Origin of the sequence: Streptomyces sp. NPDC001292 (genome assembly GCF_042896465.1) — a bacterium.
In the GTDB taxonomy this organism is placed as follows: domain Bacteria; phylum Actinomycetota; class Actinomycetes; order Streptomycetales; family Streptomycetaceae; genus Streptomyces.
Window position 1 is genome coordinate 135,462 of sequence record NZ_JBIAXG010000009.1, and the last position, 16,781, is coordinate 152,242.

A 16,781-nucleotide genomic window follows, 5' to 3' on the forward strand; every position below is an offset into this window, starting at 1 on the left:
GCGCTCACCCCATCCCGGCGGCGGCCAGGACCGCCCGCTTGGTCAGCACCCGTGCGAGGTGCGCCCGGTACTGGGGCGAGGCCGACGCGTCCCGCGAGGGCCGGGTGCCCTCGGCCGCCGACTGGGCCGCCCGCGCCACCGCGTCGGCGTCGCCGGCACCGGCCAGCGCCTCCTCCGCCGCCGCGGCCCGCAGCGGGGTCGCGCCCATGTTGGTCAGCCCGATCCGCGTCTCCGCGATGCCCCCGTCGTCGCGCCGCACCAGCGCGGCCACGCCGACCATGGCCCAGGACTGCGCCACCCGGTGGAACTTCTCGTACCGGTAGCCCCAGCCCTCCCGCTTGGGCACCCGTACCTCCACCAGGAGCTCGTCGGGGGCCAGCGCGGTCTGCAGATAGTCGGCGAAGAACTCGCGCGCCGGGATCGTGCGCCGCCCGCCGGGCCCCTCGGCGACCAGTTCGGCGTCCAGCGCCAGCGCCACCGCGGGCAGGTCCCCGGCCGGGTCGGCGTGCGCGAGTGAGCCGCCGAGCGTTCCCCGGTGCCGTACCGCGGGATCGGCCACCGTCTCGGTGGCCTGGGCCAGCAGGCCCGCGTGCCGCCGCACCAGCGGGTCGTGGACGACCTCGTGGTGCGTGGTCAGCGCCCCGATGGCCAGCGTGTCACCGTCCTCGCGGACCCCGCGCAGCTCGGGGATCCGCCCGATGTCGACGACGAGTTCGGGAAAGGCCAGCCGCAGCCGCAGCAGCGGCAGCAGGCTCTGCCCCCCGGCCAGCACCTTCGCGTCCTCGCCCGCGTCGGCGAGTGTGCGCACGGCCTCGTCGACACTGGTCGGGCGGGCGTAGTCGAATGCGGGGGGAATCATGCCGGGGCCTCCTTCTGTGCCGACTGCGCCTGCGCGGACCGCACGGCCTCCCACACCCGCTCGGGGGTGCACGGCATCCGCACGTCGTGCACGCCCAGCGGGCGCAGCGCGTCCACGATCGCGTTGACGACGGCGGGCGTCGATGCGATGGTGCCCGCCTCGCCGACGCCCTTGGCGCCGAGCGGGTTGGAGACCGCGGGCGTCTCGGTCCGGTCGGTCACGAAGTCGGGCAGGTCCGCCGCCGACGGCACCAGGTAGTCGGCCATCGTGCCGGAGACCAGGTTGCCCTCCGCGTCGTACACGGCCTCCTCGTACAGCGCCTGCGCGATGCCCTGGGCCAGTCCGCCGTGCACCTGCCCCTCGACGATCACCGGGTTGATCACCCGGCCCACGTCGTCCACGCAGACGTAGGAGCGGATACGGGTCCGGCCGGTCTCGGTGTCGACCTCGACCGCGCACAGATGGGTGCCGTGCGGGTAGGAGAAGTTCTCCGGGTCGAGCAGGTGCTCGGAGTTGAGGGTGGGTTCCATGCCGTCGGGCACGTCGTGCGAGGTGAACGTCTCGAAGGCGATCTCCTGGATGGTCCTGCGCGCCTCGGGCGAGCCCTTCACCGAGAACACGCCGCCCTCGAACTCCAGGTCGTCCTCGCTGGCCTCCAGCAGGTGCGCCGCGACCTTCCGCGCCTTGGCGACCACCTTCTCGGCGGCGCGGTGCACCGCCGACCCGCCCACGACCAGTGAGCGCGAGCCGTAGGTGTCCATGCCCTGCGGGGCTGCCTGGGTGTCGCCGTGCAGCACCTCGACGTCCTCGAACGGCACGCCCAGCACGTCCGCGGCGATCTGGCTCCAGCAGGTCACGTGGCCCTGCCCGTGCGGGCTGGTGCCGGTGACCACCTCGACCTTGCCGGTGGGCAGCATGCGGATGCTCGCCGCCTCCCAGCCGCCGGCCGAGTACCTCAGGTCCCGCAGCACCCGGCTCGGCGCCAGCCCGCACATCTCCGTGTACGTCGACACGCCGATGCCCAGGCGCACGCTGTCCCCGCGCTCGTTGCGCTTCTGCTGCTCGGCGCGCAGGTCGTCGTACCCGAACAGGGCGAGCGCCCTCTCGGTCGCCGCCTCGTAGTTCCCGCTGTCGTAGGTCAGGCCCGCGATGGAGGTGTACGGGAACTCCTCGTGCCGGATCCAGTTCCGCCGCCGCACCTCCACCGGGTCCAGACCGACCTCGGCGGCGAGTTCGTCCATGGCCCGCTCGATGGCGTACGTGGCCTCCGGGCGCCCGGCACCGCGGTAGGCGTCGGTCGGGGTGCGAGTGGTGAACACGCCGGTGCAGTTGAACTCGTAGGCGTCCATCTTGTAGATCGCCGGGTACATGAACGCGCCCAGGATCGGGATGCCGGGAGTGACCAGCATCAGGTAGGCGCCCATGTCGGCGAGCAGGTCGACCTTGAGGCCGAGCAGCCGGCCCTCGCGGGTCGCGGCGATCTCGATGTCCTGGATCATGCCGCGGCCGTGGTGGGTGGCCAGATAGCCCTCGGAGCGGGACTCGGTCCACTTCACCGGCCGTCCCAGCCTGCGCGCGACCTCGACCGCGATGGCCTCCTCGCCGTACACCTGGAGCTTGGAGCCGAAGCCGCCGCCCACGTCGGGCGCGACCACCCGCAGCTTGTGCTCGGGCACGCCGGTGACCACCGAGAGCATGATCCGCAGGATGTGCGGGATCTGCGTCGCCGAGTACACCGTGAACTCCCCGGAGGCGGCGAGCGGGGTGACGACGACCGCGCGCGGCTCCATGGCGTTGGGAATGAGGCGCTGCTGCCGGTAGCGGCGCTTGAGGACGACGTCGGCGCGCTGCTTGACCGCCTCGAAGTCCTCGCCGGTCTTCAGCGGCCACACATAGGCCCGGTTGGTGCCCTTGTCGGCGTGGACCAGCGGCGCGTCCTCGGCGAGCGCCTCCTCCAGGTCCAGGACCGGCGGCAGGGGCTCGTAGTCGACCTCGATCGCCTCCAGCGCGTCGGCCGCCGCGTACCGGTCGCGGGCCACCACGACCGCCACCGGGTCACCGGCGTGGCGCACCTCGTCGACCGCGACCGGCGGGTGGTCCGGCAGCACCATGTCCTCGGTGACCGGCCAGGCGCAGGGCAGCGAGCCGAGTCCCTCGGCGAGGTCGCGGCCGCTGAAGGCGGCGACGACGCCGGGGCGTTCCAGGGCGGGGGAGACGTCGATCCGTTCGATGCGGGCGTGCGCCATGGGGCTGCGCAGGACGGCCAGGTGCAGCAGTCCGGTGACGGTGATGTTGTCGGTCCAGTTGGTCTGCCCGGTGATCAGCCGGGCGTCCTCCTTGCGCAGCCGGGCCCTGCCGACCTCGCGTTCGACGGCCTGGTCGGTCATGCCGTCACCTCCTGTGCGGACCCGGTCCGCTCACCGGAGGCCGTCTCCCCCTCGGCGACGGCGAGCACCGCGCGGACGATGTTCTGGTAGCCGGTGCACCGGCACAGGTTGCCCTCCAGCGCCTTGCGCACCTCGTCGGAGTCGGGGTGGGGGTTCTCCCGCAGCAGATCACGCGCGGCCATGATCATCCCAGGGGTGCAGTAGCCGCACTGCAGCGCGTGCCGCTCGTGGAACGCGCGCTGCAGCTCCGTCCACTCGCCGTCCTTCGCCAGTCCCTGGACCGTGGTCACCTCGCCGCCGTCCGCCTGGACGGCCAGCACCGTGCAGCTCTTGACGCTCGTGCCGTCCAACTCGACCGTGCAGGCTCCGCAGTTCGAGGTGTCGCAACCGATCGGGGTACCGGTCAGTCCGAGGCGGTCGCGCAGATAGTGGACCAGCAGAAGACGGGGTTCCACCTCGTCCTCGTAGGCCGTGCCGTCCACCGTGACCGAGATATGGGTCATGTTCCCTCCGGGGACCGTATGGGCGTGGGTGGGGGAAATATCGTCGACCGTGTGGTGTACGTCACTCTATGGCCGTGTCAGGGCGGCGGCGAGTGGTGCGACAGGCTTTGTTGACGGTTAATCCATTGCCCCGACGCCTCCGGCTCTGTCGGGTCGAGGCGTCCCGGGACGAGGCGGGCAGCGAACGGGTCCGCCCCGCCGGCCGCCGGGCATCCGACGGCCTCCGGTACGGGCGGAGCACCGCCTGGTTGCGATGTCCCCTGGCCAGGGCGGCCGCCCGCCCCGCCGGCTGCCGGGCATCCGGTGGCCACCCGGCCGCCCGGAGGCCCTAGCGGGCGAGCTGTTCGACCGCGTTCAGTACCGGTGCCAGTCCGTTCTCCTCGCGGATCCGGGCGCCGAGGGCCCGCGCTCGTTCGCGGTGGCCGTAGTCCCGGGTGGCACGGACCAGGGCCGCGGCGAGGCTGTCCGCGGTGAGGGCGCGCAGCGGAACCGCGCAGGGTGCCACGCCGAGAGTGACGAGACGATCGGCCCAGAAGCCCTCGTCGAACTGGACGGGCACGGGCACCGCGGGGACGCCGGCCCGCAGCCCGGCCGCGGTCGTGCCCGCCCCGGCGTGGTGCACCACGCCCGCCAGCCGCGGGAACAGCGCGGAGTGCGGGACCTCGCCGATGGTCAGCATGTCCTCGCCGGACGCCTCCAGCCCCGCCCAACCCCGCTGGACCACACCGCGCAGTCCGGCCCGGCGCAGCGCGCGCACGATGCTGTCGCTGAGCCGCTCGGGGTCGGGCACGGTGGCGCTGCCCAGCCCCACGTAGACCGGCGGAGGGCCTGCGTCGAGGAAGTCCCACAGCTCGTCCGGGAGTTGTGTGTAACGGTCGTACGGCCACCAGTACCCGCACACCTGGAGCGCACTGGGCCAGTCGCGGGGCCTGGGCACCACGAGCGGGCTGAAGCCGTGGTACACCGGCAGGCGCTGCCCCCGGCGGATGCGCCGCCCGGTGCCGGCGCGGGCGGGCGGCAGCCCCAGCCGGCTCCGTACGGCGGGTACGGCCGCCGAGAAGACCCGCTCCACGGCCAGGTTCACACCGTGCCCGGCGAGGCGGTTCGCAGCCGCGCCCCAGTGTCCGCCGCCCAGCAGCGGAGGAGCGAACTCCCTTGTAGGGGAGAGCGGTTGCAGATGGGCGCCCATGCTGGGCAGGTTCAGCGCCTCGGCGATGGCGTGCCCGACCGGCCCCAGCGAGCCGGCGAGCAGCAGTAGGTCGCTCTTCTCGGCCGCCGCGATCAGGTCGTCCGTCATCCGGGCGATGGCCGACCGCACAAGACCCACGGCCCGCAGCATCTTGCCCGCGCCGGTCGCGCTGCGATGCAGCCCCCGCCCGCGCGAGGACTCCAGCTCGGCCCGCGGGTCCACCGGCAGCGGGTGGAAGCCGAGGCCCGAGCCCGCGACCAGCGGTTCGAAGCATCCGTGCGTGACCAGGGTGACCTCGTGACCCGCGAGAGCCAGGCCGTGCCCCAGTCCGGTGAAGGGAGCGACGTCGCCCCGGGATCCGGCCGTCATGATCGCTACGCGCACGACGGTCAGTATGGCCGCGCGGCCGCCCGCCGCCCGTGAACGACCCGAGGGGTGTCGGTGCCTTCACCCCTGCTCCGGCCCCTGCCGCGGTTCCGCAGCGGGCCGCCGCTACGTCGGCCCCGCGCGGACCGGTGGCACGCGGCGGGGACCGGCGGCGAGGGCACCGCACGCCACGCGCCGGTCACACCTCGAGCTGCCGGGCGGCGGCCGTCACGGTCTGCTCCAGCAGCGTCGCGATCGTCATCGGGCCCACACCACCGGGCACCGGGGTGATCAGCGAGGCCCGCTCCACGGCGGAGTCGAAGTCGACGTCGCCGACGTTGCCCGGGTTGTAGCCCGCGTCGATCACGACGGCGCCGGGCTTGACGTCCTCGCCGCGGATGAGCCGGGGCCGGCCCACCGCGGCGACCACGATGTCCGCCTCGCGCACGGCGGCCGCCAGGTCCGAAGTCCGCGAGTGGCAGTACGTCACCGTCGCGTCCCGCGCGAGCAGCAGCATCCCCACGGGCTTGCCGAGGATCGCGCTGCGGCCCACCACGACGGCGCGGCGGCCGCGGAGCTCGACGTCGTACTCGTCGAGCAGCCGCAGGATGCCGCCGGGCGTGCAGGACACGAACCCCGGCAGGCCGAAGCTCATCGCCGCGAACGAAGCACAGGTGACCCCGTCGACGTCCTTCTCGGGCGCGATCGCCTCGAACGCGGCCCGTTCGTCGATGTGCTCGCCGACGGGGTGCTGGAGCAGGATGCCGTGCACGGAGGGATCCTTGGACAGCGACCGCAGCGTGCCGAACAGTTCCTCGGTGGTGGTCGCGGCCGGCAGCGCCACGTGGCGGGAGTCGATACCGGCCTTGCGGCAGCGGTTCTGCTTCATCCGCACATAAGTGACGGAGGCGGGGTCCTCACCGACCAGCACGGTCGCCAGACAGGGCACCGTACCGGTGCGTTCGGTGAGTGCGGCGGCCTTCTGGGCGGTCTCCTCGACGACACGGCGGGCGAGCGCGGTGCCGTCCATCGGACGGGCCTGGGACATGGTCCACTCCTGGGCGTTCGGGGAATCGCCCAGGCGCGCGGCTCACGACTCTGCGTGGACCGCTCCCCGGTGGTGCTCCACCTCAGCGCCAGTCACGGTCCCGTCTCACCCTAACCGACACGGCCGGTCCGGGGCGAAGGCCGCGCGCTGCGTGCGGCCTTGACGAGGCCGCGCCGCCCGCCGCAGCGACCGGACCAGCGCGGCGGACGCCAGGCGGGACGCCGCGGACGCCGGCCCCGGCAGGCGCGACAGGGCCGAGCGGGACCGGCCCAGGCCGGCGCGGGCCGAGAAGGTCAAGGGCAGGCGGGAGCCGACCTGGAACCTGGTGGCCTTCCTGCCTATTCGTCTCATGCCTGGATCAGTATCTGTTCGGCGATCCTGCCGTCGCGCAGCGACACCATGGACTCCGCGAGGACACGGACGCCGTCCGCGTACTGGCAGGACTCCACGTACGCGGCATGGTCGCCCTGCACGACGCACTGCTCCAGGCGGTGCGTCATGTCGCGGCCGTAGACGTCCTGGAGCATCGTGCCGATCTCGTCCCGGCCGTGCAGGACCTTGGGGCTGCTGGGCTGGGTGTTGCGGTCCACGATGCGGATCTCCGCGTCGTCCGCGTAGAGCGACAGCAGCGTGTCCGCCGTGTCTCCTTCGATGCCGCGGCGGAGTGTGTCGGTGTCGAAGGCGGGGCTTGCCGAGGTGGACATGATGACCTCCTACGAGGGCCGCGGCCCGGGAAGGAGCGGGCCGCGACGGACCTCACAGTTCGAGACTCCTCCGCCCCGGCGGGCACGGCAAACGCGGTCCGGGCGCTGCGCCCGACGGGTGAGCGCGGCCGCGAGCCCGTGTCCGGGCGGGCCCGGACGGCGTTGCCGAGGGCATGATCTGCACTCGGCGCGTCGTCGCCGCCGTCGGACTCGCCGTCTCGGTCACGGGCCCGACCGCGCTGCCCGCGAGCGCCGCGGGCGCCCCGTCCGTCGGCGGCCTCCAGCCCCTCGGCCTGCTCGACTCGCTCCCCGGGACCGGTGTCCAGGCCGAGCACCGGGCCGAACTGGCCACGGCCTCCGAACAGCTCTCCGGGGTCGACCATGTACGCGATCTCAACCGGGTGAACCGGCTGAACCAGGTCACCGGCCTGGTCTCGCCGGTCTTCGGGCTGGTTCCCGCCATCCAGCACTGATCCGTCCGGCTGGCCGGGCGCCGGCGCCTCGCCCGCCCGTCCCCGCAGATCAGAGGCCCCCCTCGGTGCCCTTACCGATCAATCGGACGTAGGGTCGGAGGACGTACACCGCTCGACGGAAGGGACCACCACCATGGCGCAGGAAGTGCGCGGCGTGATCGCACCCGGCAAGAACGAACCGGTGCGGGTCGAGACGATCGTCGTGCCGGACCCGGGGCCGGGAGAGGCCGTCGTACGGATCCAGGCCTGCGGCGTCTGCCACACCGACCTGCACTACAAGCAGGGCGGAATCAACGACGAGTTCCCGTTCCTGCTCGGCCACGAGGCCGCCGGGGTCGTGGAGTCGGTCGGCGACGGCGTCACCGACGTCGCGCCCGGCGACTTCGTGATCCTCAACTGGCGGGCCGTGTGCGGCAAGTGCCGCGCCTGCCTGCGCGGGCGGCCCTGGTACTGCTTCGACACCCACAACGCCCGTCAGCGGATGACCCTGACCGACGGCACGGAACTCTCCCCGGCGCTCGGGATCGGCGCGTTCGCCGAGAAGACCCTGGTGGCGGCCGGTCAGTGCACCAAGGTCGACCCGTCGGTCTCCCCGGCGGTGGCCGGTCTGCTGGGCTGCGGCGTGATGGCCGGCATCGGCGCGGCGATCAACACCGGCAACGTCGGCCGCGGCGACTCGGTCGCCGTCATCGGCTGCGGCGGCGTCGGCGACGCGGCGATCGCCGGGGCGTACCTGGCGGGCGCGGCGAAGGTCATCGCCGTCGACATCGACGACCGCAAGCTCGAGACCGCCCGCACCATGGGTGCCACGCACACGGTCAACTCCAAGGAGACCGACCCGGTCGAGGCCATCCGTGAGCTGACCGGCGGCTTCGGCGCCGACGTCGTCATCGAGGCGGTCGGCCGCCCCGAGACGTACCGGCAGGCCTTCTACGCCCGTGACCTGGCCGGCACGGTCGTCCTGGTCGGGGTGCCGACACCGGAGATGAAGCTGGAACTGCCGCTGCTGGACGTCTTCGGACGCGGCGGGGCGCTGAAGTCGAGTTGGTACGGCGACTGCCTGCCCTCCCGGGACTTCCCGATTCTCATCGACCTGCACCTGCAAGGACGCCTGCCGCTGGACAAGTTCGTCACCGAGACCATCCAACTGGACGAGGTGGAGAAGGCGTTCGAGCGGATGCACCACGGCGACGTGCTGCGCTCGGTGGTGGTGCTCTGATGGCCGCCCGCATCGAACGCCTCGTCACCTCCGGGCAGTTCACGCTCGACGGCGGCACCTGGGACGTCGACAACAACGTGTGGATCGTCGGCGACGACCATGAGGCCGTCGTCATCGACGCCGCCCACGACGCGGAGGCCATCGCCGCGGCGGTCGGCGACCGCCGGCTGACCGCCATCGTGTGCACCCACGCCCACAACGACCACGTCAACGCGGCCCCGGCGCTCGCCGACCTCACCGGCGCGACGATCTGGCTGCACGCCGACGACCTGCCGCTGTGGAAGATGACCCACCCGAACCGGGATCCCGACGAGCACCTGGTCGACGGCCAGGTCATCGAGGCGGCCGGCGCCGACCTGAAGGTCCTGCACACGCCCGGCCACGCCCCGGGCGCGATCTGCCTGTACGACCCGGGACTCGGCGTGGTCTTCACCGGGGACACGCTCTTCCAGGGCGGCCCCGGCGCCACCGGCCGTTCCTACTCCCACTTCCCGACGATCATCGACTCGATCCGCGACCGGCTGCTGACGCTGCCGCCCGAGACGAAGGTCCTCACCGGCCACGGCGACGCGACCACCATCGGCGCCGAGGCCCCGCACCTCCAGGAGTGGATCGCCCGCGGGCACTGACTGGGCGGGACCGGGCCGGGAGCCAACGAGTCCGGAGGGCGGGCCGCACGAGGCCGAGAGGCGCTCGTGCGGCCCGTCCGCGTTTCCCGTTTCCCGCCCCCAAAGGCGACAGAAGATGTCCGGTTTCCCGGGCATCCTCGATGACGGCATCGACGGAAGACGCATCGGGAGGTCGCACATGCAGGGCCCATTGGAAGGCAAGGTCGCGCTGGTCGCGGGGGCGACGCGGGGAGCCGGCCGGGGGATCGCGGTGGAGCTCGGCGCGGCCGGCGCCACCGTCTACGTCACCGGACGGACCACCCGCGCCCGCCGCTCGGAGTACGACCGCCCCGAGACCATCGAGGACACCGCCGACCTGGTCACCGAGGCGGGCGGCCACGGCATCGCCGTACCGACCGACCACCTGGAGCCCGACCAGGTCCGCGCCCTCGTGGACCGCATCGCGCGCGAGCAGGACCGTCTCGACGTCCTCGTCAACGACATCTGGGGCGCGGAGCACCTCTTCGCGTGGGACACCCCGGTGTGGGAGCACGACCTCGACAACGGACTGCGGCTGCTCCGGCTCGCGGTGGAGACACACGCGATCACCAGCCACTATGCCCTGCCGCTGCTGCTGCGTCACCCCGGTGGCCTGGTGGTGGAGATGACCGACGGCACCGCCGAGTACAACCGGGACACCTACCGCGTCAACTTCTTCTACGACCTCGCCAAGGCCTCCGTTCTGCGCATGGCCTTCGCGCTCGGCCACGAAGTCGGCCCGCGCGGCGCCACCGCGGTGGCCCTCACCCCCGGCTGGCTGCGCTCGGAGCTGATGCTCGACCACTTCGGGGTCCGGGAGGACAACTGGCGCGACGCCCTGGACCGCGTCCCGCACTTCGCCATCTCCGAGACCCCGCGCTATGTGGGCCGCGCCGTCGCCGCCCTGGCCGCGGATCCCAAGGTGGCGCGCTGGAACGGCCGTTCCCTCTCCAGCGGCGGCCTCGCCCGGGTCTACGGCTTCACCGACCTGGACGGCAGCCGCCCCGACGCCTGGCGCTACCTCGTCGAAGTCCAGGACGCGGGCCGGCCGGCCGACCCGACCGGCTACCGCTGACCGGAGCCCGCCGGACCGCCGCTGATCGCGTCCGGCCGAGCCGCCGCTCCTCCGGGTCCGCCGGCCACGGCGCCGATGAACGCGAGGAGTTGCGCCAAGTCGCGGGATGGGGGACATGCGCGCGCTGACTGCCCGGGAGGCCCTTCTGGGCAGTAGGTTCGGCCCATGACGGACAGTGGGCGATTCGATGGACACGGGGTTCTCATCACCGGCGCGGGCCGGGGCATCGGCGCGGCCACCGCGCGCCGGCTGGCCGAGGAGGGGGCCGGGGTCCTGGTCACCGACGTGGACGGGGACGTGGCGGAGCAGACGGCTGCGGCGCTGCGCGAGCGCGGACTCACCGCGCGGGCCCACGCGTTGGACGTCGCGGACCGGGACGCGGTCCCGGCGGCAGTGGAACTGGCCGTCCGTACCTTCGGATCCCTTGACGTCCTGGTCAACTGCGCGGCCCACTGCACGCCCGACACCCCGCTGTTCGAGGACGGCCCGGAAGCGGTATGGGCCCGCGACCTCGACGTCACCCTGACCGGCGCCTACCGCTGCTGCCGCGCCGCCCTGCCCCACCTGGCGGCGGGCGGCAGGGGAGCGATCGTCAGCATCGGCTCGGTCAACGGCGTCCAGGACTTCGGCAACCACGGCTACAGCGCGGCCAAGGCGGGGCTGGCCTCGCTCACCCGCACCCTCGCCGGACACGCCGCCGCCCGCGGGGTCCGCGTCAACCTGGTGGTGCCGGGCACGGTCCGCACCTCGGCCTGGGAGGGGCGGGAGGCCGAACTGGACCGGGTCCGCTGCCTGTACCCGCTGGGCCGGGTCGGCGAACCCGAGGACATCGCCGCCGCGGTGGCCTTCCTCGCCTCCCGCGACGCGGCCTGGATCACCGGCACCACCCTGACCGTCGACGGTGGCCTCACCGCGGTCAACACCGCCTTCCGCGCGGCCGTTCAGGAGGAGCGGGAAGAGGCGGACACCTGAGCGGACCCGGCCCCGGCCTCGACGGCCGGGCGAGTGTCACCGTTTCGTCTCGGCACGCGCCGCTTTGCAACCGGTGTGCCCCGCCAACGGTCTAGGTGTCGGGAAGTGCCGGAACGCACCGAGGGGGCAAGGCCGTTATGAGGCAAATCGGCAGGCGGGGAGCGGTCGTACTGGGCGTCACGGGGCTGGTGGCGCCGCTCGCGCTCGCGCTCGGTACCACACCGGCGCAGGCGGCGAGTTGCACGACGAAGGCGGGGCCGTACCAGAAGAAGGTGGAGAAGTTCCTCGGGCGGCCGGTCGACGGACGGCAGTCGGCCGCCGACTGCAAGGCCATCCGGGCCTTCCAGAACAAGCACGGCATCACGCCGAACATCGGCTACGCGGGTTCCGTCACCTGGGGCGTGATGGATCTCATGAACAAGCAGAAGGCTGTGGGCAAGAAGCCCGACAAGAGCGGCAAGTGCCCGGTCAACAAAGGCCGTATCGCCTGTGTCGACCTCACGCTCCAGCTCAGCTGGATACAGGACGGCAGCCGGCTCGTCTACGGGCCGGTGCCGGTGCGCACGGGACGCAAGGGGTACACGACCCGCACCGGCCTGAAGAAGATCTACTGGCGGGACATCGACCACGTCTCCACCCTCTACAACGTGCCCATGCCCTACAGCCAGTTCTTCGACGGCGGCCAGGCCTTCCACTCCGTCGGCCTGAGCATGTGGAACCCGCCGGGCTCGCACGGCTGCGTGAACATGACGACGAAGGACGCCAAGAAATACTGGTCGCTGCTGAAGAAGGGCGACGACGTCTTCGTCTACGGCCGCAAGCCGGGCACCTGACGGTCGGGGCACGGCCGGTGCCGCGACCCGTTGCCGAGGTGTGAAGAGGTGTGAACTCACGTCGGTGACCTGCTGAATTGACGTGATGAGCAACACGGTCCGATATGTCCGTATCGCTCGTACTTATTCACAGCGCCTTCACGTCGGGCGGCATATGCTTCACGGCATGTCCACCAGTGTTGAACCCGCCTCCGAGCGATCGGCCGCGGAGGTCAACGAGGAGATCCGGGCGCTGTGGCTCAGGTCGGGCGGGATACTGACCACCGAGCAGCGCGAGGAGTACCAGCGCCTGGTGATGGAGTGGGCCGCGGCCGCCCCGCAGTCCGAGAGGGCGGCCTGAGCCGGCCCTGACCTCCGTTCTCCGACCTCCCCGCCGGCCCGGCCGTCTCCGCCCTCCGTCAGCCCCACGTCGCCGAGTAGTACCTCTGGTAGGCCTTGTGGTCCCGTTCCGTACGGAGCCATCGGGTGGCCACCAGGGCGATCAGGCTGCCGCCCATGACCAGGAGGCCGGGGCCGACGTTGTGCGGGTCGGAGAGCCGGGAGAGCGGCGTGGTCCCGTCGGCGGTGCCGGTCACCGGCGCCGGGGAGCCGGGGGAGGCCGCGCCGGGCGCGATGGCGCCGTGGGTGGCCGGGGCGGACGGCTCCGCGCTGCGGCCGGTGCCCTGCCGCGCGTCGGACACGATCAGCCGCACGTCAGGCGCGGACAGCGCCTTGGTGACCGGCTGGAAGAACGTCGTACCGCCCCTCGCGCAGGCTGCCGCCCATGACCAGGAGGCCGGGGCCGGCGTTGTGCGGGTCGGAGAGCCGGGAGAGCGGCGTGGTCCCGTCGGCGGTGCCGGTCACCGGCGCCGGGGAGCCGGGGGAGGCCGCGCCGGGCGCGATGGCGCCGTGGGTGGCCGGGGCGGACGGCTCCGCGCTCCGGCCGGTGCCCTGCCGCGCGTCGGACACGATCAGCCGCACGTCAGGCGCGGACAGCGCCTTGGCGACCGGCTGGAAGAACGTCGTACCGCCCCTCGCGCAGTCGCCGCTGCCGCCCGAGGTCACCCCCAGGGCGATGCCCTCGGAGAACAGCGGGCAGCCTCTGTCGCCCGGCACGGCCGTGTTCGGCGCTCGGGTGATCTTCCTCGGGGGCGCCCGGTCAACAGGGGAGGCGCGCACCCGAGCCGGCCCGCGGCTCCCGGCCGGGGCCGTCCGGAAGCGGTCCGAGGCGGGCCCAGCTCGGGGCGTCCCCCCAGACGGAGGCCGCACCGACATAGGGGCGCAGCAGCGCGGTGAGCACCGGGTCGCCGTACCCGTTCAGCTCGTCGGAGGCGAGCTTGCGGGCGACGCCGGCGAGGAAGTCGGCGATCTGCACCCGCGGATCCGATCGCGAGTGGACGAGTTCCACGCCGTCCAGGGCCACGCCCCGCTGCCGGGCCGTTCGCAGGAGCCAGTCGACGCGGTCGGGGGTGAGCATGTTCTGCCGGTCGTGCACGAGCCGCACGGCGGTCGGCGGCTCGTTCCACAGCACGGCCGTCCGCACGATCGCGGGCGGCAGCGGGTTGAGCACGGGAATCAGGGGCGGGCCTGCGGCGACCCGGGCGCGGTAGGCCTCGGCGCGCTCTCGGCTGCCGGCCAGCCGCTCCAGGACCGCCGCGGCCGGTTCGGGAGTCTCCCGCGCCCCCGCACACCGCGGCGCCTCGACGCAGGCGAAGAAGGCGTCCACCGGGTCCACGGGCGCCGCGTCGCTCCTGGCCCGCAGCAGCCGGTTGGCCGCCCGCAGGAACCGCCGCCATTCGTCCGCGCCGAAGGCCTCTCTTCCCGCCGCGTACAGGACGTCCGCCCCGGCCGTGTCCCCGAGCAACAGGTCCAGGGCCCGGTCCACCACGAAGAACGCCTTCTCGGTGAGGTCCACCCGGGCGTGCCCGTACAGCGGCCCGGAAGGGGAGAGCACCCACTCCAGCACCGCCCGGTGCTTCTCCCGCAGCAGGTGGCTGGCCTTGTACTCCTCCGCGGGCGAGCGGATCCGGTGCCGTATCTCCCGCACGCACCCGGCGGCGCACTCCACCGGCAGCAGCACACTGGCGTGCGCGAAGACGTCGGTGTTGCCGGCGGTGAGGTTCTCACCGTCCGACCCCGACTCGTCGCAGGCGACCTCCCGTACTCCGTCCCGCGCCATCCGTCCCGCCGCCCCCGTCCTCGTCGTCCCGGACCACAGCCCGAGTCTCCCACTCCCGGGCCCGGCCTAGACTGCGCCGCATGGACGACACCCTGGTAGGGCGGCTCGGGGCGGGGAAGTACCTGCTCGTCACCAGCTACCGCAGGAACGGCACCCCGGTCGCCACCCCGGTCTGGGTGGTGCGTGACGGCGACGCGCTCGGCGTGTGGACGGCCGCCGACTCCTGGAAGGTCAAGCGGATCCGCAACCGCGCCGACGTCCTCGTCGGCCCCTGCGACCTGCGCGGGCACCCGACCGGGGAACAGGTGGCGGCGCGGGCGGAGATCTGCGACCCGGCCACCACGGCCCGCTACCGGGGCCTGATCGCCCGCAAGTACGGGCTGATCGGCCGCCTCACCCTGCTGGGCAGCAGGCTGCGCCGCGGTCTCGGAGGAACCGTGGGAATCCGCGTGACCCTCTGACCGCGTGGCAGCCGCCACACGCGGTACCCGCTGGGCTAGTCTGCGGGGCGCTGCGAGACGACGGGGCTGGTGCGGTGAAAGGGATCTGGGCCAGGAGCCGGGGGATCGGACAGTGGCTCACCGGCCATGCCGGCTGGTGCCTGGCCGTCTCCCTGGCGGTGCACGTCGCCGCCGTCGTCACCCACCCGACACATCCGCTGGACCTGCGCGTCTACCGCGAGGCCGCGCCGCACGTGCTCTCCGGCGGCCTGTACGACTACGCGCTGCGGACCACCCCGCCCATCCCGCGGCTGCCGTTCACCTACCCGCCCTTCGCCGCACTGGTGTTCCTGCCGTTGTCGCGGCTTCCCTGGGCGGCGCTGGTCGCGCTCTGGCAGACGCTGTCCGTGGCGGCCCTGGTCGTCGTCGCCGTGTGCGCGGTGCGGCTGCTGGGTCCGCGTCCCGGCGGCCGGGTCCGGCAGCGCGCCCTGCTCTGGGCCGCCGCCGGGCTGTGGCTGGAACCCGTGCGCCACACCCTCGACCAGGGCCAGGTCAACCTGCTGCTGGGCGCCGTGGTCCTGTGGGGTCTGGCCGTACCGCGCGCGGCGCTGGGCAGGGGAGCGGGGGTCGGTCTGGCGGCGGCGGTGAAGCTGACCCCGGCCGTCGGCGGGCTGTACCTGCTGGCGACCCGGCAGTGGCGGGCCGCCGCGTGGGCGGTGGCGACCGCGGCCTTGGCGACCGCGCTCGCCTGGGGCGTCGCCCCGCGCGAGTCCGCCCGCTACTGGTCCACGCTCGTCACGGACACCGGCAGGGTCGGCCCGGTCCGGTCGGTGCGCAACCAGTCGCTGCGCGGGGCGGTCGCCAGGCTGCTCGGTCAGGACGCCACCGCCGCCGTGGTCCTCTGGTCCGTGCTCGCTCTGGTGAGCGTGGCGCTGGCCTGTGCCCTGCGCTCGGCCGTACGGCGGCACGACCTGCTCGGCGCCCTGGCCGCCGTGGAGTTGTACGGGCTGCTGGTGAGCCCCGTCTCCTGGAGCCACCACTGGATCTGGTGCCTGCCCGCCATGATCTGGCTGGCCCACGGACCCCTCCGCCGCCGACTGCTCGCCCGCGTCACGCTCGCGTTGTGGGCCGTGGTCGCCGTCGCCCGCGTGGTGCCCTTCCTGATCGGTGCCGAGGACCACCTGGCGCACCCCGGCGCCTACCCCGCGCTGCTCGCCTGGCCCGGCTGCGTCTACGCCGTGTGCGCCGTGCTGACGCTCGCCGCCGTGGCGCTCGGACCCGGGGGACACGACCGGCCCGTCCTCGCCGCCGACAGCGCGCCGGAGCAGGATCGCTCGGACGTCGTGGGCGGTTGACCGCCCGTCAGATGCAGGCGCCGTCCGTCAGCTCCAGGCGCCGTACGGCTCGTCGACCAGCTGGAAGACCGGCTCGCCGCGCACCGGGTCCTTCGCCATGGACAGCCGGACCCGGTCGCCGCCGTGGATGCCGATGGGCGGCCCCATGACCCGGCCCCGTACGACGAAGCCCTCGCTCATCTCGACCAACGACACATTGCGCGCGGCGGGGGAGTTGCGGTTCACCACCGTGGAGTGGCGGACCGTGCCCGTCCCCGCGCTGCGCTCGGTGCGCAGGTCGCTGCCCCGGCAGACCGGGCACAGCAGCCGGTGGTACACGGCCGTCCCGCACCAGGTGCAGCGTTGGAAGTACAGGGCCTGCGCGCCGCGGGCCGCGGGCTCGAGAAGGCCGGTCGTGGAGCCGGCTGCCGGAGGAACGGTGTTTCCTGAGAGGTAGTACACGCTGGTCAACTCCCTGCGCTCGGCCGGAATCCCGCGTGCGCGGCGCACCCGGGCACGCACGTGCGCGGTCGTCGTGCCACCGTGCACGGCCACAGCGTATGGCACTGGGTGT

At 73.2% G+C, this 16,781-nt stretch carries 18 protein-coding genes, 1 pseudogene and 1 riboswitch; of the genes and pseudogenes, 9 read left to right on the forward strand and 10 right to left on the reverse strand.

Going from position 1 to position 16,781, the window contains the following annotated elements; all coding sequences use genetic code 11:
* Window positions 1-4: 4 nt before the first annotated feature.
* The 6 genes from ACFY4A_RS13175 to ACFY4A_RS13200 all read right to left on the reverse strand — a co-directional run bounded on the left by ACFY4A_RS13175 (window position 5) and on the right by ACFY4A_RS13200 (window position 7,056).
* On the reverse strand, window positions 5-859 hold the full coding sequence (locus ACFY4A_RS13175) for an FAD binding domain-containing protein (protein WP_390829511.1): 855 nt from the start codon (window positions 857-859) through the stop codon (window positions 5-7).
* Window positions 856-3,246, reverse strand: coding sequence for a xanthine dehydrogenase family protein molybdopterin-binding subunit (locus ACFY4A_RS13180; protein ID WP_390829512.1), 2,391 nt, complete (start codon window positions 3,244-3,246; stop codon window positions 856-858). The genes ACFY4A_RS13175 and ACFY4A_RS13180 overlap by 4 nt, the downstream gene beginning before the upstream one ends.
* Window positions 3,243-3,749: a (2Fe-2S)-binding protein gene (locus tag ACFY4A_RS13185; RefSeq protein WP_390829513.1), complete on the reverse strand. Its 507-nt coding sequence runs from the start codon at window positions 3,747-3,749 to the stop codon at window positions 3,243-3,245. The genes ACFY4A_RS13180 and ACFY4A_RS13185 overlap by 4 nt, the downstream gene beginning before the upstream one ends.
* Before the next feature lie 328 nt (window positions 3,750-4,077).
* On the reverse strand, window positions 4,078-5,307 hold the full coding sequence (locus ACFY4A_RS13190) for a glycosyltransferase (RefSeq protein WP_390829581.1): 1,230 nt from the start codon (window positions 5,305-5,307) through the stop codon (window positions 4,078-4,080).
* A gap of 196 nt (window positions 5,308-5,503) precedes the next feature.
* Window positions 5,504-6,352: a bifunctional 5,10-methylenetetrahydrofolate dehydrogenase/5,10-methenyltetrahydrofolate cyclohydrolase gene (locus tag ACFY4A_RS13195; RefSeq protein WP_390829514.1), complete on the reverse strand. Its 849-nt coding sequence runs from the start codon at window positions 6,350-6,352 to the stop codon at window positions 5,504-5,506.
* 20 nt (window positions 6,353-6,372) lie between these two features.
* A riboswitch (ZMP/ZTP riboswitch) is annotated at window positions 6,373-6,458 on the reverse strand.
* Window positions 6,459-6,699: 241 nt separating this feature from the next.
* Window positions 6,700-7,056 (reverse strand): nuclear transport factor 2 family protein, encoded by a 357-nt coding sequence (locus tag ACFY4A_RS13200; RefSeq protein ID WP_390829515.1) that lies wholly within the window; start codon window positions 7,054-7,056, stop codon window positions 6,700-6,702.
* Between the two features lie 173 nt (window positions 7,057-7,229).
* On the opposite strand from ACFY4A_RS13200, the gene ACFY4A_RS13205 reads away from it, so the two are divergent.
* The 7 genes from ACFY4A_RS13205 to ACFY4A_RS13235 all read left to right on the forward strand — a co-directional run bounded on the left by ACFY4A_RS13205 (window position 7,230) and on the right by ACFY4A_RS13235 (window position 12,615).
* Window positions 7,230-7,529, forward strand: a complete 300-nt coding sequence (locus ACFY4A_RS13205) for a hypothetical protein (RefSeq protein ID WP_390829516.1) — start codon at window positions 7,230-7,232, stop codon at window positions 7,527-7,529.
* 133 nt (window positions 7,530-7,662) lie between these two features.
* On the forward strand, window positions 7,663-8,748 hold the full coding sequence (locus tag ACFY4A_RS13210) for an S-(hydroxymethyl)mycothiol dehydrogenase (protein WP_390829517.1): 1,086 nt from the start codon (window positions 7,663-7,665) through the stop codon (window positions 8,746-8,748).
* A complete protein-coding gene (locus tag ACFY4A_RS13215) occupies window positions 8,748-9,377 on the forward strand; it encodes an MBL fold metallo-hydrolase (protein WP_390829519.1) in 630 nt (209 codons plus the stop codon). The genes ACFY4A_RS13210 and ACFY4A_RS13215 overlap by 1 nt, the downstream gene beginning before the upstream one ends.
* 178 nt (window positions 9,378-9,555) lie before the next feature.
* Window positions 9,556-10,470: an SDR family oxidoreductase gene (locus ACFY4A_RS13220; RefSeq protein ID WP_390829520.1), complete on the forward strand. Its 915-nt coding sequence runs from the start codon at window positions 9,556-9,558 to the stop codon at window positions 10,468-10,470.
* Window positions 10,471-10,635: 165 nt separating this feature from the next.
* On the forward strand, window positions 10,636-11,442 hold the full coding sequence (locus tag ACFY4A_RS13225; RefSeq protein WP_390829521.1) for an SDR family NAD(P)-dependent oxidoreductase: 807 nt from the start codon (window positions 10,636-10,638) through the stop codon (window positions 11,440-11,442).
* A 137-nt stretch (window positions 11,443-11,579) separates the two neighbouring features.
* Window positions 11,580-12,275: a L,D-transpeptidase family protein gene (locus ACFY4A_RS13230; protein ID WP_390829522.1), complete on the forward strand. Its 696-nt coding sequence runs from the start codon at window positions 11,580-11,582 to the stop codon at window positions 12,273-12,275.
* A 154-nt stretch (window positions 12,276-12,429) separates the two neighbouring features.
* Window positions 12,430-12,615 carry a hypothetical protein gene (locus tag ACFY4A_RS13235; RefSeq protein WP_390829523.1) on the forward strand — a complete coding sequence of 62 codons (186 nt, stop codon included), beginning with the start codon at window positions 12,430-12,432 and terminating at the stop codon, window positions 12,613-12,615.
* A 58-nt stretch (window positions 12,616-12,673) separates the two neighbouring features.
* Here ACFY4A_RS13235 and ACFY4A_RS13240 read toward each other — a convergent pair.
* The 3 genes and pseudogenes from ACFY4A_RS13240 to ACFY4A_RS13250 all read right to left on the reverse strand — a co-directional run.
* Window positions 12,674-13,027, reverse strand: a pseudogene (locus ACFY4A_RS13240) (S1 family peptidase); the annotation flags it as partial.
* The gene (locus tag ACFY4A_RS13245) at window positions 12,969-13,370 is read right to left on the reverse strand and encodes a hypothetical protein (RefSeq protein WP_390829524.1); all 402 of its coding nucleotides are present in this window, start codon (window positions 13,368-13,370) and stop codon (window positions 12,969-12,971) included. The gene ACFY4A_RS13245 and the pseudogene ACFY4A_RS13240, both read right to left, overlap by 59 nt.
* A 43-nt stretch (window positions 13,371-13,413) precedes the next feature.
* Entirely contained in the window at window positions 13,414-14,433 is a 1,020-nt protein-coding gene (locus ACFY4A_RS13250; RefSeq protein WP_390829525.1) for a hypothetical protein, read from the reverse strand.
* An 80-nt stretch (window positions 14,434-14,513) separates the two neighbouring features.
* Here ACFY4A_RS13250 and ACFY4A_RS13255 point away from each other — a divergent pair, with 80 nt between their 5' ends.
* Window positions 14,514-14,894, forward strand: a complete 381-nt coding sequence (locus tag ACFY4A_RS13255; RefSeq protein ID WP_390829526.1) for a PPOX class F420-dependent oxidoreductase — start codon at window positions 14,514-14,516, stop codon at window positions 14,892-14,894.
* Between the two features lie 74 nt (window positions 14,895-14,968).
* Complete coding sequence (locus ACFY4A_RS13260; protein ID WP_390829527.1) at window positions 14,969-16,228, forward strand: glycosyltransferase 87 family protein; 1,260 nt, start codon at window positions 14,969-14,971, stop codon at window positions 16,226-16,228.
* Window positions 16,229-16,255: 27 nt separating this feature from the next.
* Here ACFY4A_RS13260 and ACFY4A_RS13265 read toward each other — a convergent pair whose 3' ends face one another.
* Window positions 16,256-16,669, reverse strand: coding sequence for a Zn-ribbon domain-containing OB-fold protein (locus ACFY4A_RS13265; RefSeq protein WP_390829583.1), 414 nt, complete (start codon window positions 16,667-16,669; stop codon window positions 16,256-16,258).
* Window positions 16,670-16,781 lie beyond the last annotated feature (112 nt).

Coding starts and splice junctions, on each gene's coding strand:
- ACFY4A_RS13175 (WP_390829511.1), bottom strand. CDS start 859: ATGATTCCCCCCGCATTCGACTACGCCCGCCCGACCAGTGTCGACGAG.
- ACFY4A_RS13180 (WP_390829512.1), bottom strand. CDS start 3,246: ATGACCGACCAGGCCGTCGAACGCGAGGTCGGCAGGGCCCGGCTGCGC.
- ACFY4A_RS13185 (WP_390829513.1), bottom strand. CDS start 3,749: ATGACCCATATCTCGGTCACGGTGGACGGCACGGCCTACGAGGACGAG.
- ACFY4A_RS13190 (WP_390829581.1), bottom strand. CDS start 5,307: ATGACGGCCGGATCCCGGGGCGACGTCGCTCCCTTCACCGGACTGGGG.
- ACFY4A_RS13195 (WP_390829514.1), bottom strand. CDS start 6,352: ATGTCCCAGGCCCGTCCGATGGACGGCACCGCGCTCGCCCGCCGTGTC.
- ACFY4A_RS13200 (WP_390829515.1), bottom strand. CDS start 7,056: ATGTCCACCTCGGCAAGCCCCGCCTTCGACACCGACACACTCCGCCGC.
- ACFY4A_RS13205 (WP_390829516.1), top strand. CDS start 7,230: ATGATCTGCACTCGGCGCGTCGTCGCCGCCGTCGGACTCGCCGTCTCG.
- ACFY4A_RS13210 (WP_390829517.1), top strand. CDS start 7,663: ATGGCGCAGGAAGTGCGCGGCGTGATCGCACCCGGCAAGAACGAACCG.
- ACFY4A_RS13215 (WP_390829519.1), top strand. CDS start 8,748: ATGGCCGCCCGCATCGAACGCCTCGTCACCTCCGGGCAGTTCACGCTC.
- ACFY4A_RS13220 (WP_390829520.1), top strand. CDS start 9,556: ATGCAGGGCCCATTGGAAGGCAAGGTCGCGCTGGTCGCGGGGGCGACG.
- ACFY4A_RS13225 (WP_390829521.1), top strand. CDS start 10,636: ATGACGGACAGTGGGCGATTCGATGGACACGGGGTTCTCATCACCGGC.
- ACFY4A_RS13230 (WP_390829522.1), top strand. CDS start 11,580: ATGAGGCAAATCGGCAGGCGGGGAGCGGTCGTACTGGGCGTCACGGGG.
- ACFY4A_RS13235 (WP_390829523.1), top strand. CDS start 12,430: ATGCTTCACGGCATGTCCACCAGTGTTGAACCCGCCTCCGAGCGATCG.
- ACFY4A_RS13250 (WP_390829525.1), bottom strand. CDS start 14,433: ATGGCGCGGGACGGAGTACGGGAGGTCGCCTGCGACGAGTCGGGGTCG.
- ACFY4A_RS13255 (WP_390829526.1), top strand. CDS start 14,514: ATGGACGACACCCTGGTAGGGCGGCTCGGGGCGGGGAAGTACCTGCTC.